This is a genomic window from Nocardia sp. NPDC050793, assembly GCF_040654065.1.
Classification (GTDB): domain Bacteria; phylum Actinomycetota; class Actinomycetes; order Mycobacteriales; family Mycobacteriaceae; genus Nocardia.
This window is the reverse complement of the sequence record NZ_JBFAHG010000001.1, coordinates 376,609-391,774: the sequence shown is the minus strand read 5'-3', so window position 1 is coordinate 391,774 and position 15,166 is coordinate 376,609. Positions and strand designations below refer to the sequence as shown.

The 15,166-nt window shown below is 70.1% G+C and carries 17 protein-coding genes and 1 pseudogene; 11 read left to right on the top strand and 7 right to left on the bottom strand.

The features are described from left to right. Window positions 1-2 precede the first annotated feature (2 nt). Entirely contained in the window at window positions 3-398 is a 396-nt protein-coding gene (locus AB0H50_RS01730) for a VOC family protein (protein ID WP_357447184.1), read from the bottom strand. A 194-nt stretch (window positions 399-592) separates the two neighbouring features. Here AB0H50_RS01730 and AB0H50_RS01725 point away from each other — a divergent pair, with 194 nt between their 5' ends. Together AB0H50_RS01725 and AB0H50_RS01720 are read left to right on the top strand one after the other, a co-directional pair. Next, complete coding sequence (locus AB0H50_RS01725) at window positions 593-1,699, top strand: zinc-binding dehydrogenase (RefSeq protein WP_357445101.1); 1,107 nt, start codon at window positions 593-595, stop codon at window positions 1,697-1,699. A gap of 155 nt (window positions 1,700-1,854) precedes the next feature. After that, on the top strand, window positions 1,855-2,730 hold the full coding sequence (locus tag AB0H50_RS01720; protein ID WP_357445098.1) for an NAD(P)-binding domain-containing protein: 876 nt from the start codon (window positions 1,855-1,857) through the stop codon (window positions 2,728-2,730). Here the strand turns inward: AB0H50_RS01720 and AB0H50_RS01715 are convergent. Next, window positions 2,711-3,154: a MarR family winged helix-turn-helix transcriptional regulator gene (locus AB0H50_RS01715; RefSeq protein ID WP_357445095.1), complete on the bottom strand. Its 444-nt coding sequence runs from the start codon at window positions 3,152-3,154 to the stop codon at window positions 2,711-2,713. The two genes, AB0H50_RS01720 and AB0H50_RS01715, sit on opposite strands and share 20 nt — an antisense overlap. Window positions 3,155-3,214: 60 nt before the next feature. On the opposite strand from AB0H50_RS01715, the gene AB0H50_RS01710 reads away from it, so the two are divergent. Beyond that, window positions 3,215-3,631 (top strand): MarR family transcriptional regulator, encoded by a 417-nt coding sequence (locus AB0H50_RS01710; protein ID WP_357447319.1) that lies wholly within the window; start codon window positions 3,215-3,217, stop codon window positions 3,629-3,631. Between the two features lie 187 nt (window positions 3,632-3,818). On the opposite strand, the pseudogene AB0H50_RS01705 reads toward AB0H50_RS01710, so the two are convergent. Next, window positions 3,819-4,064, bottom strand: a pseudogene (locus AB0H50_RS01705) (FAD-dependent monooxygenase); the annotation flags it as partial. On the opposite strand from AB0H50_RS01705, the gene AB0H50_RS01700 reads away from it, so the two are divergent. The 7 genes from AB0H50_RS01700 to AB0H50_RS01670 all read left to right on the top strand — a co-directional run bounded on the left by AB0H50_RS01700 (window position 4,040) and on the right by AB0H50_RS01670 (window position 9,872). Continuing rightward, the gene (locus tag AB0H50_RS01700) at window positions 4,040-4,525 is read left to right on the top strand and encodes a hypothetical protein (RefSeq protein ID WP_357445092.1); all 486 of its coding nucleotides are present in this window, start codon (window positions 4,040-4,042) and stop codon (window positions 4,523-4,525) included. The pseudogene AB0H50_RS01705 and the gene AB0H50_RS01700 sit on opposite strands and share 25 nt — an antisense overlap. A gap of 270 nt (window positions 4,526-4,795) precedes the next feature. After that, a complete protein-coding gene (gene dapB, locus AB0H50_RS01695) occupies window positions 4,796-5,542 on the top strand; it encodes a 4-hydroxy-tetrahydrodipicolinate reductase (protein WP_357445089.1) in 747 nt (248 codons plus the stop codon). Window positions 5,543-5,624: 82 nt separating this feature from the next. Continuing rightward, on the top strand, window positions 5,625-6,122 hold the full coding sequence (locus AB0H50_RS01690; protein WP_357445086.1) for a hypothetical protein: 498 nt from the start codon (window positions 5,625-5,627) through the stop codon (window positions 6,120-6,122). Between the two features lie 48 nt (window positions 6,123-6,170). After that, window positions 6,171-6,581 carry a flavodoxin family protein gene (locus tag AB0H50_RS01685; RefSeq protein ID WP_357447181.1) on the top strand — a complete coding sequence of 137 codons (411 nt, stop codon included), beginning with the start codon at window positions 6,171-6,173 and terminating at the stop codon, window positions 6,579-6,581. A gap of 306 nt (window positions 6,582-6,887) precedes the next feature. Then, window positions 6,888-7,577, top strand: coding sequence for a response regulator transcription factor (locus AB0H50_RS01680; protein ID WP_357445083.1), 690 nt, complete (start codon window positions 6,888-6,890; stop codon window positions 7,575-7,577). Next, entirely contained in the window at window positions 7,541-8,860 is a 1,320-nt protein-coding gene (locus AB0H50_RS01675) for an ATP-binding protein (protein WP_357445080.1), read from the top strand. Before AB0H50_RS01680 ends, AB0H50_RS01675 begins: the two co-directional genes overlap by 37 nt. Next, the gene (locus AB0H50_RS01670; protein WP_357445077.1) at window positions 8,853-9,872 is read left to right on the top strand and encodes a hypothetical protein; all 1,020 of its coding nucleotides are present in this window, start codon (window positions 8,853-8,855) and stop codon (window positions 9,870-9,872) included. The genes AB0H50_RS01675 and AB0H50_RS01670 overlap by 8 nt, the downstream gene beginning before the upstream one ends. Window positions 9,873-9,878: 6 nt before the next feature. Here the strand turns inward: AB0H50_RS01670 and AB0H50_RS01665 are convergent, their stop codons facing one another. The 4 genes from AB0H50_RS01665 to AB0H50_RS01650 form a co-directional block, all read right to left on the bottom strand. Further along, complete coding sequence (locus AB0H50_RS01665) at window positions 9,879-10,721, bottom strand: RNA polymerase sigma factor (protein ID WP_357445074.1); 843 nt, start codon at window positions 10,719-10,721, stop codon at window positions 9,879-9,881. Between the two features lie 126 nt (window positions 10,722-10,847). Then, window positions 10,848-11,720: a haloalkane dehalogenase gene (locus tag AB0H50_RS01660; RefSeq protein ID WP_357445071.1), complete on the bottom strand. Its 873-nt coding sequence runs from the start codon at window positions 11,718-11,720 to the stop codon at window positions 10,848-10,850. Window positions 11,721-11,826: 106 nt separating this feature from the next. Beyond that, on the bottom strand, window positions 11,827-12,714 hold the full coding sequence (locus AB0H50_RS01655; RefSeq protein ID WP_357445069.1) for a sigma-70 family RNA polymerase sigma factor: 888 nt from the start codon (window positions 12,712-12,714) through the stop codon (window positions 11,827-11,829). 115 nt (window positions 12,715-12,829) lie between these two features. Then, window positions 12,830-13,705 carry a haloalkane dehalogenase gene (locus tag AB0H50_RS01650; protein WP_357445066.1) on the bottom strand — a complete coding sequence of 292 codons (876 nt, stop codon included), beginning with the start codon at window positions 13,703-13,705 and terminating at the stop codon, window positions 12,830-12,832. A gap of 216 nt (window positions 13,706-13,921) precedes the next feature. On the opposite strand from AB0H50_RS01650, the gene AB0H50_RS01645 reads away from it, so the two are divergent. Continuing rightward, on the top strand, window positions 13,922-15,121 hold the full coding sequence (locus AB0H50_RS01645) for a crosslink repair DNA glycosylase YcaQ family protein (RefSeq protein WP_357445063.1): 1,200 nt from the start codon (window positions 13,922-13,924) through the stop codon (window positions 15,119-15,121). The last annotated feature ends 45 nt before the right edge of the window (window positions 15,122-15,166 follow it).

Below are 15,166 nucleotides of genomic sequence, written 5' to 3'. Positions count from 1 at the left end.
CGTTACTCCCGCCAACCCCCGTACGGAACGGTGATCAACTCCATGTAGTGGCCGTTCGGGTCCAGGAAGTACACGCCGCGCCCGCCGTCGTTGTGGTTGATCTCGCCGGGCGCCTGCTGGCGCGGGTCGGCCCAGTGCTCCAGCCCATAGCGCTGGATCTTGGCGTAGGCCGCGTCGAACTCGGCCTCGGAGACGAGGAAGGCGTAGTGCTGGGGTTGGATCTCCGACATGTCGGGGGGCACGGCGGCGAAGTCGAAATTGACGCCGTTGCTCATCCGAAGCTCGATGAACGGACCCCATTCCTGGCCGACTTGGAGGCCGAGGATGTCGGCCCAGAATTCCGCGGAAACTCGGTTGTCGCGGCAGCCGACGATGGTGTGATTGAACTGAATGGACAGGATATTCTCCTCGAATCGTGACGGTCCCGACCCTGGGCTCGGTACAAGGCGGCCAACAGGAGCACCGTCACGCCGATCGACAATAGCGGTCGATCTTCGGTCACGCCAGTAGCCGGTTCTCGGGAGAGCGTCGCGTCGCTCGAGTTTCGCCGGTGTCGGCTCCGCTCGGCGTGGTGCCCGGTAGCGTCGCAACCATGAAGATTCGTGGGGCGGTCCTGGAGCGGATCGCGGCGCCGATACCGTTCGCCGAGTCGGCGCCGATCAGCGTCTGTGAGCTGGACCTCGGCGAACCCGGGCCGGGTGAACTGCTGGTGCGGATCGAGGCCGCCGGCCTGTGCCACTCGGACCTCTCGGTCGTGGACGGTAACCGGGTGCGGCCGGTGCCGATGCTGCTCGGACACGAAGCGGCGGGCCGCGTCGTCGCCGTCGGTGCGGGCGACAGCGATATCGCCGTCGGGCAGCGCGTGGTGATGACGTTCTTGCCTCGCTGCGGCGAGTGCGCGGGTTGCGCGAGCGGAGGTCGCACCCCGTGCGTGCCGGGCAGCGCGGCCAACAACGCAGGCGAACTGCTCAACGGCGGACGCAGGTTGCACCGCGACGACGCGGAGGTGCACCACCACCTGGGCGTCTCGGCGTTCGCGACGCACGCGGTGGTGGACCGGCGTTCGGTCGTCCCTGTCGACGACGACGTGCCGCCGGAAGTCGCGGCGGTGCTCGGCTGCGCGGTGCTCACCGGCGGTGGCGCGCTGCTGAATTCGGCGCGGCCAGGGCCCGCGGACCGGATCATGGTGGTCGGACTCGGCGGTGTCGGCATGGCGGCGGTGCTCGTGGCCGTCTCGCTGGGCGCGCCCGAGGTGATCGCCGTCGACACCGTTCCCGAAAAGCTCTCGCTGGCAAAGGATCTCGGCGCTACGGCGACCTACACCCCGGCCGAGCTCGCCGAACAGGGTGTGCAGGCAGAAGTGGTCGTCGAGGCGGCGGGCAACGTGCGCGCCTTCGAGACCGCGGTCGCGGCGACCGCGGCGGGCGGCACCACGGTCACCGTCGGCCTGCCCGCCCCCGACGCCCGCGCGAGCATCTCCCCGCTGGGCCTGGTGGCGCAGGGACGCTCCATCGTGGGTAGCTACCTCGGTTCGGCGGTGCCCGCACGCGACATCCCCGAGTACGTGCGGATGTGGCGCGAGGGCCGGCTCCCGGTCGAGCGGCTGGTGTCGGCGCACATCGGGCTGGACGACATCAACCGCGCCATGGACGAACTCGCGGCCGGGCACGCGCTGCGTCAGGTGATCGTCTTCGACTGACCGGTGATCGTCGTCACCGGTCAAGCGCCGTGCGCTCGTTGCTTACCCGGACGTGCGTATTCGACAGAAAAGTAGGTACTTGCCGCTCGTCGCGGCCCCTCGCACACTTGCCTTCGCAAGCCCCAGGACGGGGACGAAACAGCTTGGGAGGCAAGATGACCGACGGAGCGCGGGGGCCGGTGACCGTGCTGGGGCTCGGTTCGATGGGCGGTGCGGTGGCCGCGGCGTTCGTCGGGGCCGGACATCCGACCACGGTGTGGAACCGCACCCCCGGCAAGGCCGCGCCGCTGGGCGCGAGGCACGCGACGACGATCCGCGACGCGGTCACGGCGAGCCCGCTGGTCGTTTCGGTGCTCACCGGGTTCGAGGCCACGCTCGACGCGCTCGCCCCGGCGGACGACGCGCTGGCCGGACGCGCCCTGATCACCCTCAACAGCGGTACACCCGCGGGCGCGCGGCGCGTCGCCGCGTGGGCCGAGGCGCGCGGGGCGCGATTCCTCGGCGGCGCGGTCAAGAATGTGCCCGCGGCCGTCGGCGCCGCCGACACGCTGCTGTACTACGGCGGTGACCGCGCCGTGTACGACGAGTACCTGCCGACGCTGCGTGTACTCGGCGGCGAGACAGTGCATTTGGGCGAGGAACCGGATCTCGCCGCGCTGTACGAGTCGGCCGTCGGCGCGACGCTGCTGCCCGCTCTGCTCGGCTTCTTCGAGGGCGCCGCGGTGCTCGCCGCGCGCGGCATCGAGGCCCGCGCGATGGTGCCGTACTCGGCGAAGTGGCTGCGGATGATCGAGTCGCTGCTCCCGCTGCTGGCCGAGGAGATCGACACCGGTGACTACACGAAGCTCGGTTCTTCGGTGGGGTTGTTCCACGACGCCATCGGCGACGACCTGGCGGTGGGCGCCGAATCGGGCGTCGACATGTCCTGGCACGCGCCCATGGCGGAGCTGCTCCGCCGCGCGGTCGCGCGCGGGCATCGCGAGCACAGTGTGACGGCGCTGATCGAGGTGCTCAAGACGTCGGCGGCCTAGCGTCCATCGCGTCCACGAAACGACCGAGCAGCCGGGCGAATTCGGCGCGTTCACGCTCCGTCCAGTCGGCCATCGCCGCCGCGGTCGCCGCCGCGCGCCTGCGGTGGGCCGCGGCGAGGATCTCGCGGCCGAGCTCGGTCGGCCGCAGCACCGCCTTGCGTCCGTCACGCCGGTCGGCGACACGTTCCAGCCATCCCTCCGAAACGGCTTGGGCGACAAGGCGGCTCGCCCGCGGCTGGTCGACGCCCAGTGCCGGGGCCAGTGCTCCCACGGTGGCGTCATCGATGCTCGACACCGCGTCGAGGGTCCGGAAAACCGCTGCGGGAACCCGGCTTTCCTCGGCCAGCGCTCCCCGCGTCTGCCTGCGCCGGATGCGGACCATGGCCGCCGCGACCGCCTCGGTGTACGCACTGTGCTCTTCCATCGCACCCAGTTCCATGTCAAACTACATATAAATGTCATAGTACATGTACTTGGAGGGCTGATGGCCGAGCGGAGAATCGGATACCTGCTGAAGGAACTCGACCGGCTGATAGAGGCGCGATTCGACGACGATCTCGCGGCGGGCGGGCTGAGTCGCCGGCGCTGGCAGCTGCTGCACACGCTGTCGGAGGGGCCGCGCTCGGCGGACGAGCTGCGCGAAGCCTTGGCGCCGTTCTGGAAGGCCGAGGGGGAGTGGCAGATCGAGATTCGCGACATGTCGTCGGCCGGGTTGATCGGCGGTGAGGCGGGCGCGCTCACGCTGACTGCCGCGGGCCGGACTGCTCACGACGAGACCTTCGTCCGCATCGGAGAACGTCGCCGCACGATGGCGTCGGGTGTGGAACCCGATCAGTTCGCGACCACGCTGCGAGTCCTGGAACGGATGATCGGAAATCTCGCCGGAGCGAGGTGGGATTAGGGTGTAGTCGACCGGTCCGTCTAACTCGATGGCAGCCGCATCGCCCAGCGACGATCGCAGTGTATTTCTTACACCGGAATCGGTTGGCGGCGTGCGAAATGTACCACCGTTGCAGCCGATTCATCTCGGCCCGAAGTAGTTTCACATCGTTCCAGGATCGGATCGCTTCCACTTGCTCTGGCGACCACTTGTGCCGCCCCGGGATTCGCCGGAAATCGGCCATCACGACCGTGGAGTTGCCGACCTGGATGCGCATCTGTTCGAGCCGACCTGCCGGAAGGCCTGTGAATCGTTCGCCCAGCCCGAGTTCATCCAGGATCCGCAGCGTCGACGGGTGCACCGTGTCACCACGGAAGTCCCGCAGGAAATCGCCGTGCTTCTCCAGCACCGTCACGTCGACACCGGCGCGTGCCAACAGCAGGCCCAGCATCATGCCGGCCGGGCCGCCGCCGACGATGGCGCACTGCGTTCGACGACAGCCGTGCGCCGGACGAACGCCCCGCCGATCTGCTGCTGCGCGCGGTAGAGCACCTCGCCACGTCGGAGGCATGGAGTTTCCCGCTCGACCACGAACTCACCCGGATACGGGCCAGGTTGATCGCCGACGTGCCGGTCCTGCGCGCAGGTGCGTTGCTCCGCAATTCGGCTCTACGGCAACGGCTTACCGCCGCGCTCAGGCGGACCTGTCCCGACCTCGACCCGTTGCACGCAGCCGCGCTCACCGGCGCACTGGTCGGCGCCGTCGATGCCGCGCTCGAGTCGATCGCAGCGGACGCCGACCAGCCAGGCGCGATTTCCTCCACCGTCATCGAGGCCGCAAGGTTCGGCCTGCAGGGCCACCTTTCACACAGCGAGTCCGAAACAGTGGGTCAGGGCGTCCGTCGGACTCCTTGACACCGGCGGGCCGCGGCGCTCGATCATGCGGGTGGGGCATCGTCCCTGGCAACGTCCGCGCTTCCGCTGCGCAGGGCGTGCGGATCGTCTGCCGAACGACATAGCAATATGGGGCTATGCGCATTGAACGATAGAGCCCGTGCCGCAGGGCGGCGGCGGCTCGGTGCCGTCACCTCATGCACCGCGGCACGGGCACGGAGATGCCCAGGGCATTCCGTCCCCGCACCGCTCGATAGGCTTGCCCCGATACCAGCGGAACGAGGAGGTGCGGTGACCATTCGGGTCGGAGTGCTCGGAGCACGCGGGAAGGTCGGACAGGCGATCTGTGCGGCGGTGAAGGCGGCGGACGACCTGGAGTTGGTCGCGGAAGTCGACAAGGGCGACGCGCTGGAGACGTTCAGCACGAACGGCGCCCAGGTCGTCGTCGACTTCACCCACCCCGACGTGGTGATGGGCAACCTGAAGTTCTTGGTGGAGCACGGCATTCACGCCGTCGTCGGCACCACGGGCTTCGACGAGGCGCGGCTGAACGAGGTGCGCGGCTGGCTGGCCCACCGCCCGGAGACCGGCGTGCTGATCGCCCCGAACTTCGCCATCGGCGCGGTGCTGTCCATGCGCTTCGCCGAGCAGGCGGCGCGGTTCTTCGAATCGGTCGAGGTCATCGAGCTGCACCACCCGAACAAGGCCGACGCGCCCTCGGGCACCGCCTACCGCACCGCGGGCCTGATAGCCGAGGCCAGGGCGCGCGCCGGCGTGGGCCGCAGCCCCGACGCGACCACCACCGAACTGGAGGGCGCGCGCGGCGCCGACGTCGATGGCGTGCGGGTGCACTCGGTGCGGCTGGCCGGGCTGGTCGCGCACCAGGAGGTGCTGTTCGGCACCCAGGGCGAGACCCTGACCATCCGGCACGACTCGATCGACCGCTCCTCGTTCGCGCCGGGCGTGCTGCTCGGCGTCCGGGAGATCGCGGGCCGACCGGGACTGACCGTCGGACTCGATCCGTTCCTGGATCTATGAGCGCGCGCATCCTCGAAACGAGCGTCGAGCGGTCCGCGGCCGCGCGCGCCGCACACCCGATGGCCGCGACGAAGGCGCGCCCGTGAACGCCGAGGCCAACGCCAGTCGCGGTGAGATCGCGCGTGTCGTGGGACTGATCGCCGCACTGGTACTCGCGCTCGCGTTCTACTTCCTGCTGCTCGGCCGAATCTCGTTCGCCCTGATCGACTCCGGCAAGCCCGCGGGCGTCGCGATGGGTGTCGGCGTGCTGCTGCTGCCGATCATCGGCGTGTGGGTGGTGGCCGCGACCGTCCGTGCGGCACTGGCCCACCAGCACCTGGCCCGCCGCATCCACGAGGAGGGCCTGGAGCTGGACACCTCGACGCTGGCACGGCGACCGTCCGGCCGCATCGAACGCGCCGCGGCCGACGAGCTGTTCGAGCAGGTGAAGCAGGAGTGGGAGGCCGACCCGGACAACTGGCGGGTCTCCTATCGCCTGGCTCGCGCCTACGACTACGCGGGCGACCGCACCCGGGCGCGCGAAACCATGCGCCGCGCGGTGGCGCTGGAGAAACTGGAACGCGAGCAGCGCGAAGGGTAGCGAACAGTGGCCCGACTGTTGATCATCCACCACACCCCGTCGCCGCACATGCAGGCGATGTTCGAGGCGGTGGTGTCCGGCGCGACCGATCCCGAGATCGAGGGCGTCGAGGTGGTGCGCCGTGCGGCGCTCGGGGTCACCGCGAGCGACGTGCTCGCCGCCGACGGATACCTGCTCGGCAGCCCGGCCAACCTCGGCTACATGTCGGGCGCGCTGAAACACGCGTTCGACACCTTCTACTACCCGTGCCTGGATTCCACCAGGGGCCGCCCCTACGGCCTGTACCTGCACGGCAACGAAGGGACCGAGGGCGCCGAACTCGGTGTGGACCGCGTGACGACCGGTCTGGGCTGGGTGAAGGTTGTCGCGCCGGTGGTGGTGTCCGGGCCGCCGACGAAGGACGATCTCGAGCACTGCTGGGAACTGGGGGCGACGGTCGCCGCGCAGCTGATGGGCTGATACCCCCGTGGCTGGGTTCCACCAAGGGCCGCCCGTACGGCCTGTACCTGCACGGTAACGAGGGCATCGACCGCCTGACCACGGGCCTCGGCTGGGTGAAAGTGGTCGCGCCGGTTATCGTTTCGGAGCCCACGAGGCGGACCTGGAACAACTGGGAGCTGGGCCCTGCGGTCACCGCACAGCCGATGGCGTGGATCGGCCCCGATTTTTGGTGTCTGACCGCTTTGCCCTCGCGACCGTCATACTGCGACGTGACGTTGAAGCGGGGGGACTGTGGACGAGTTCGTTCGGGATAGGAGTGTCGAGGTGACGTGGGCCGACGGCGGCGGCGAGAGGACAGCGCGACGGATCGGGCTGGTCGAGGACCACGAATCGGTCGCGATCGGGCTCGCCGCGATGCTCGCGCCGGAACCGGACCTCGATCTGGTGTACACGGCGGGAACCGTGCCGGACCTGCTCGCGGTGGCCGGTCCCGCGCCCGCGCTGGATCTGGTGGTGCTCGATCTGCGGCTGGCCGACGGCTCCGCGCCCGAGGACAACGTGCGCGCGCTGCGTGAACGCGGCACCGAGGTGCTGGTGTTCACCGGAGCCGACAACGCGTTCCTGGTGCGCTCCGCGGCCCGCGCGGGCGTGCTCGGCGTGGTGCGCAAATCCGAGGACGTCCCGACCGTGGTAGCGGCCGTGCGCCGCGCCGCATCGGGTGAGCAGGTGGTCACCACCGACTGGGCCGCCGCCATCGATGGCGACCCGCAACTGTCCGACGTAGGCCTCAGTCCCCGCCAAGAGGAAGTGCTCACCCTGTATGCCTCGGGCGAGAAGGCCTCCCGCGTGGCTCGGCTGACCGGCCTCTCCGAGCAGACCGTCAACGACTACCTCGGCCGTATCCGCCAGAAGTACGCCGACGCGGGCCGCCCCGCCCCGACCAAGACCGACCTCTACAAGCGCGCCGTGGAGGACGGATGGCTACCGGTTCCCGAGCGGCTCCCGCGCGGATGATCCCGTCCAGCACGCTGGACACCGCGTCGACCGCACTCGAACCCCGACCCGGCTCGACGTCGGCGAGCTGGTGGCGTCGCGTGCTGGGAGCGGTGGGCAACAACGCCGGCGAGCCCGCCTCGGACCGGATCCTGCGCAGGCTCGGGTTGACCGTCGCCATCGCCGGAATGATCGCCGCGGTGGTCGAGCTGCCGGAAATCGCCGATCAGAGCCGGTTCGCGCCGCTGGGCTGGACGGTGCTCGCGTTCGCGTTGGCCTTCGGGTGGTCCCCGGTGCTGGCGATCGTCTCGGTCGCCATGGGCAGGCGGGTCATCCAGGCCGTCGCGGGCGCCGCGGCGATCAGCTACATCGTCGCGATGGCGCTCATCCCATTCGCGTACCACCAGCCCGTGACCGACGCCACCTCGGTGTGGCTGTACCGCGTGTTCGCGCTGGGCGTGCTCGCGGCGTCACTGGCGTGGCGGCGGTCGATCGCGGTGTGCTACTTGATCTTCGGCGGTGTGGTCTCGGCGATCGCCAATATGAACGTGGTGCCGCACGGCACGAGCTGGTCGCTGCTCAGCGATTTCGCGCGTTCAGTCGGGCTGTGCGCGCTGTTCCTGTGGTGCTACGTCTACGCCAGGGCGGCCGCTGCCCGCGTCGACCGGGAATCGGCGATCGCGAGCAGCCGTGCCGCCGCCGCGGCGGGCGCGGCCGCCCGCGACCGGGAGCGCGCCCGTTTCGCGGCGCTGATACACGACGCGGTGCTGTCCACCTTGCTGGACGCCTCACGCACCGGTACCGATTCCCCGGTGCTGCGCAAACAGGCCGAACGAACCCTCGCCCAGCTCGATCGACTGCGCGGCCGCGAAACCGAACCCGACCGGCTCAACACCCAAGCGGCCGTTGGCTTCCTGCGCGCGGCGGTGCACGAGGTCAACCAGGGCATCGCGTTCGGCATTCGCCGCTGGTCCGGGGTAGACGACCTGCGGCTTCCGGTGGATGCGGCGGGAACCATCGCCGCGGCGCTGGCCGAGGCGGTGCGCAACAGCCTGCGGCACGCCACGGTGCCGGGGCGCGCGGTGCAGCGGACGGTTACCGTCACCGTGAGCGCGGGCGGGATCCGGGTGGTCTTCCGCGACGACGGCGCCGGTTTCGACCCGGCCATGGTGCCCGTCGACCGGCTCGGCATCTCGGTGAGCATCCTTGGCCGCATGCGCAGGCTGCCGGGCGGCGCGGCGTTCGTCGAATCGCAGCCCGGCGAGGGCACGTCGGTGACGTTGGTGTGGGGTAGCGATGGTTGACGCCGATTCCGATCTCGGGGTGCGCGATCTGCTCGGCCTGCGCGACGGGGCGGCCTGGCTGTTCCTGATCATCCTCGAGGTGACCATCGTCCTGTACATGGTCCGCAACTTCTCCGACGCGTCTCCGTTCGCGGCCATCACCGGGATCGTCCTGCTCGCGGTGGCCGGGGCCGTGGTGCTCGTCATCCCGGTCGACCCCTTGCCATGGCCCGCAACGGTTTTCGTGGCCGCCTCCGGGCCCGCGGCGACCGCGCTGAACACCTTGCACATCGAGGAGGGCTGGTCGAAGCCGGTGTGGTCGGCGTTCGCCTCCTCGTATGTGCTCGCGGTGCTGGTGCTGCGCGGCAGGCTCGGAGCCGCCTGGCTCGGCGTTGCGGGCGTGGCCGGGGTGGTCGCGACCGTCACCGCGACGGCGGAGCTGCGCGGCGGGGTCCTCGCGGGGACCGCGGTGCCGATCGCGACCGTCGCCAGCGTCTCGGTGTGCGCCGCGATCATGCGGCCCACCCAGCGTTCGCTGCGGCTGCTGCGCGAGGAGGCGACCATGCGCGCGGCGGCCGAGGCCACGATGGCCGCGGAGAACGGCGAACGCGATCGGCAGCTGGCCCGGCTGGACAAGGTGGCGCGGCCGATTCTGGAGCGCATCGCCGACGGTGTGGAACTCACCGCGGCCGAGCGCGAACAGTGCCGATTGCTGGAAGCCGAACTGCGCGACGGTCTGCGCGCGCCCCAGCTGGTGACCGAGGAGCTCAGCAGCGCCGCCCGCGGCGCGCGCTGCCGCGGCGTCGAGGTGGTGCTGCTGGACGACGGTGGTTTCGCCGGCGTCCCGCGCTGGGTGCGGCAGCGGGTGATCGACGCGGCGATCAGGGAATTGGACGCGGCGAACGCGGGCTCGGTCACGGTCCGCGTGCTTCCGATGGGTCGGCGCATCCTCGCCACGGTGCTGGCCAATGCTCCCGCCAACGCCCGCCGCACCGAGATCGACGCGGCGGGCGAGATCATCGTCACCACCTGACCTCGGTCATTCGAGCAACGGGAACCGGCCCGAGGTGAGCAAACCGGTGATGGCATCGATCTTCGCTTGCGGCGCAGCGTAATCCGGGTGTGCGCGCAGCACGGCGGCGGCGTCGCGGAGCCGGTCGATCTGGGCGGCGGCTTCGGCGACTCCGCGCCCGCCCTGGCTGACCGGGTGGGTCGCGAAGGCGGGGTTGCCGAGGTCGACGCGGCCGAGGGCGCGGGCCTTGTCGACGCGGCGTGGGCAGCGGCACGACGCTGTCGGCTCGACCACCCCGCAGGTCGACCGCAGGAACGCGCCGAGGCGCTGTTTGACGCGTTCGAGGCGCTTCTGGCAGGCCGCCGGGGTGGTGCCGAGGATCCAGGCGGCCTCGGCGGCCTTCAGTTCGAAGATCTCGCCGAGCACGAAGACGACGCGTTCCTCACGGCCGAGGCATTGCAGCATCCCCTGCGTGCAGCTCAGCCGCACCTCCTCGGCCAGCAGGGCGGCTTCCGGGCCTTGGTAGTCGGCGATGGCGAGACCGTCGGCGAGGTCGTCACGGAAATCGTCCAGGCCGATCTGATCGCGTTCCTGCGGTGACCGCCTGGCCAGGTTCAGCAGGTAGTTGACGCCGACGCGGTAGGCCCAGGTCAGCAGTTTCGCCTCGCCGCGCCATGTGGACAGCCGGGTGACGACGCGCAGCAGGATCTCCTGCACGGCGTCCTCGGCATCGGGTGGGCGGCCGACCATGCGCAGCGCCAGCCGGTACAGCGGATCCTGCAGGCGGCCGATCACCTTCCGCAACGCCGCCTGGTCACCGTCGACGGCGCGCGCGACGAGCCGCAGTTCTTCCGGATCCGGGCCTGTCACAGGGGAATCGGTCAGGCCGGCACCGGTTCGGCCGTTCACGACACCCCTCGCCGGGAGAGCGCAGGACAATCGGGTCGGGTCGAATTCGACAGCGCCGCACAGCGCATCGTTGGCATCCTCTCTGTTTCACACGGCAGTCGGCTGCGCGGCCAAGGCGTGCCTGCGGAGCCAGTTCGCGACCGCTCGCCCGATGGCGTCGGGCTGGTCCTCCGGGCTGTGGTGTGCGCCCGTCCCGACGGACTCGACCTCGACGGCGGCGAAAGTCCGTGCCGCCCAGTCGATCACTTCCGGGGAGCCGAGGCCGACCCCGGGTTCGACACGCATCAGCAGCTTGGGCACCTCCGCGCTCTCCGCCATCCACCGCCCGTATTCGCGGACCCGCTGGGTGACGTCGGCGGGCGCGCCGTCGAGCGGGAATTCGCGGGCCCACGCCAGCATCGGCTTGCGCGTGTCCGGGGTCGGGTAGGGCGCGCGGTAGGCGTCGAGGTCGGCCTCGGTGAGTCCGGCGATGAGCTTGGGCAGGTTGTATTCGATGAACAGATTCTGTTCCAGCACGGCCTTTTCCCCTTCCGGCGAGCGGAAGGTGCGGAACATCTCGGCCGATCCCTGCGGCAGCTCGTCCCAGCGCATCGGGCGCAGAAAGGTCTCGATCAACGCGATGCCGCTGACCCGGCCCGGGTGCCGCGCCGCGTAATCCATCGCGAGGGTGCCACCCCAGTCGTGGCCGACGACGACGAACCGATCGAGGCCGAGTGCGTCGAACCACGCGTCGAGGTAGCGGGCGTGGTCGTCGAGCCGGTAGGCGATGTCCGGCTTGCCCGAAGCGCCCATGCCGATGAGATCCGGTGCCAGGCAACGGGTCTGATCCGCTATATGCGGAATCACATTGCGCCACAGGTAGGAGGACGTCGGGTTGCCGTGCAGGAACACCACGGGCAGTTCGCCCGATCCGGTGTCGTGGTAATGGAGAAACGAGTCGAGAACGTCGATGGTTGCCATGGGGGCGTCCTTTCCGGTGTTGTGCCCTGTCACTCCGGTTCGACACAGGTTTTCGACGCGGTCCGACTACTCCCTTCTGTGATGTGTGCCACGTCGGCGGTCCCGCTCAGGACAGCAGCGGAAACTGTCCCGATCGCAACAGCGTCGCTATGGCTTCCATCCGTTCGCTGGGCGCGGCGTAGTCCGGATGCCCGCGCAGCACCGCGGCCACGTCGTGCAGGCGGATCATCTGCTCCTCGGCTTCGAGCACCGTCCGGCCGCCTGGGCTCACCGGATGGGTGGCGTACTGCGGCGCCGCCGGGTCGACGCGGCCGAGCGCGACCGCCTTCTCCACCCGCCGCGAGCAGCGGCACGCCGCACGCGGGTCGGCCAGGCCGCACGCGGAGCTCAGGAACGCGCCGAGACGTTTCTTGGCGCGCTCCAATCGTTTTCGATAGGCGGCCGGGGTGATGTCGAGAATCCACGCCGCCTCCGCCGAACCGAGTTCGAAGACCTGGCCGAGCACGAACGCGACGCGTTCCTCGCGGGCCAGGCATTGCAGCATGCCCTGGCTGCAATTGAGCCGGACCTCGCTGGACAGCAGCGCGGCGCGGGGCCCGCGATAGTCCTCGGCGGCCAGGCCGTCGGTGAGCCCCGCGCCGAACTCCTCCAGGCTGAGCTCGCGCTGTTCCTGTGGCGACCGCGTGCGCAGGTTGATCAAGTAGTTGACGCCGATGCGGTACGCCCAGGTGAGCAGCTTCGCTTCGCCGCGGAAGGTGGCGAGACGGGTGACCGCGCGGATCAGGATCTCCTGGGTCGCGTCCTCCGCCTCGGCGGGCCGCCCCACCATCCGCAGGGCCAGCCGAAACAGCGGATCCTGCAGCATGCGAACGATTTCGGCGATCGCGTCCCGGTCGCCGTCCACCGCGCGGGCGACCAGCGCCGCCTCCGCGCGACGGACCTCCGTCGCCGCATCGTGGCCGGGGTCGCCCGCCGGTGTGTCTGCACTGCTCATCGGGCAATCTTCGGCAGCGCGCCGTCGTGCCGCAAGCGCGGATGGTTCGTCACGGCGGGCGACCAGGCCGACGGACCGGCTCGGTCGCCCCGCACGCCGCCCCGGCCGACGGGATTCAGGCCCGCGCGACATCCGAAACCAGCGCGCGCCTGCGCAGCCATTCCGCCACCGCCGTGCCGATCTCGTCCGGCCGATCCTCCGGTGCGTGGTGCCCGGCGGGCGGGATCGAGACCACCTCGGCGTCGGCGAAAGTGGTTGCGGCCCAGCGGGCCGTCTCGGGCGAGCCGAGGCCGACACCGTTCTCCAGCGCCATGATCAGCGTCGGGATCCCCGTCTCGGCCAGGTACCGGTTGTAGTTGTGCACGATGGCGACCACGTCGGCAGGCTCGCCGCCGAGCGGGATCTCCCTCGGCCACGCCAGCAGCGGCTTGCGCGTGGCGGGCGTGGGGTAGGGGGCGCGATAGACGTCGTGATCCCGCTGCGACAGGTTCGCGACGCCGTGCGGCAGGTTGAACTCGATGAACATGTTCTCCTCCAACACCATTCGTTCTCCCTCGGCGCTGCGGAACTTGCGGAACAGCTCGGCGCCGAGCGGCGGCATCTCCTCCCAGGCCAGCGGTCGCAGGAAGGTCTCGATCAGCGCGATGCCGCGCACCCGGCCCGGGTGCCGCGCGGCCCAGTCCATGCCGAGCGCCCCGCCCCAGTCGTGGCCGACGATGACCACCTCGTCCAGGCCGAGCGCGTCGAACCAGGCGTCCAGGTAGCGGAGGTGGTCGACGAAGCGGTAGTCGATGTCGGGTTTGCCCGACGCGCCCATGCCGATGAGATCGGGGGCCAGCGCCCTGGCCTGGTCGTTGACGTGCGGAATCACGTTGCGCCACAGGTAGGACGAGGTCGGGTTGCCGTGCAGGAACACCACGGGCACGGAACCCGCGCCGGTGTCGGTGTCGGTGTAGGAGATGAACGAGTCGAGAACGTCGACGGTGGGCACGATGCTGCTCCCTAGGGATCGTGGGTGTGGCGCGGTAGGCCATTCCCTTCGTTGCTGACACCCGTTTCGACACACCGCTGAGTCCCGCTGTGACCGCACGATATGTGACGCTCGACACTGTCTGTCGCCGGGGTCGCGTGCTCGTCCCGACCTGTGGACGGGACTGTGCGGATGTGCCGTCCGATTCGTGTCGGACCCCCGTGGCATTGTTCGGGTATGCGGAAGATGAGTGCAGCGGCCGCGCGGCGGACGGCCCTGGCCGCGCAGGGGTTCGGCAGGCGACGGCCGGCGACAGTCACCCGGCGCACTGTGGCCGACGTGCTCGCCAGAACTCAACTCTTGCAACTCGATTCGGTCTCGGCGGTGGTGCGCGCGCACTACGCCCCGGTATTCAGCAGGATCGGCGCCTACGATCGCGCGCTGCTCGACGAGTTCGCCTGGAGTCACAGCGCCGGGCGGCCGCGGCGGCTGGTCGAGTACTGGGCGCACGAGGCCGCGCTCATCCCGGTGGAGGACTGGCCGCTGATGCGCTGGCGGATGGAGCGGTACCGGCACGGCCGCTGGTCGGGGATGCGCAAGGTGCTGGAACGGAATCCGACGCTTGGCAAGGACATCCTGGACGTGATCCGTGACGTCGGCGCCGCGACAGCCGGTGAGGTGGAACGGCATCTCGAGCTGGACAAGCCGCGGCCCAAGGGTTCCTGGTGGAACCTCAGCGACACCAAGATGATCTGCGAACAGCTCTTCGCCGCGGGCGAGCTCTCCGTCGACAAGCGCGTCGGCTTCGCGCGGCACTACGACCTCGCCGAGCGGGTGATCCCGCCGGAGGTGCTGGCGCGCAACGTCTCCGAGGCGGACGCCGTGCTGGAACTGGTCCGCCGCGCGGCCACCGCGCTCGGCATCGGCACCGAGGCCGACCTGCGCGACTACTACCGGATGCACCGCACCCAGACCGAGCCCGCGATCGCGGCACTGGCGGACGCGGGCGAATTGGAAGAGGTCGAGGTCGCCGGGTGGGGCAAACCCGCATACCTGTGGACGGGAGCGGCCACGCCGCGCCGTGTCGAGGGCGCCGCGCTGCTGTGCCCGTTCGATCCGCTGGTCTTCTTCCGGCCCCGCACCGAGCGGATCTTCGACTTCCACTACCGGATCGAGATCTACACCCCGGAGCACAAACGGGTGCACGGCTACTACGTCTTCCCTTTCCTGAAGGACGGGGAGCTGGTCGGCCGCGTCGACCTGCGCGCCGAACGCGCGAAGGGACGGCTGCTGGTGCCCGGCGCGTTCGCCGAGCCCGGCCGCTGTGACGCGGAGACCGCGGCGGCGTTGCGCACGACTCTGCGTGAGATGGCGGACTGGCTCGAACTCGACGATGTCGTGATCGGCGAACGCGGAGATCTGGCCGCGCTGCTGTGATCGGCCGGGAGGCGGCTGTGATCGCAGGGAGGTAGCAGACCGGAT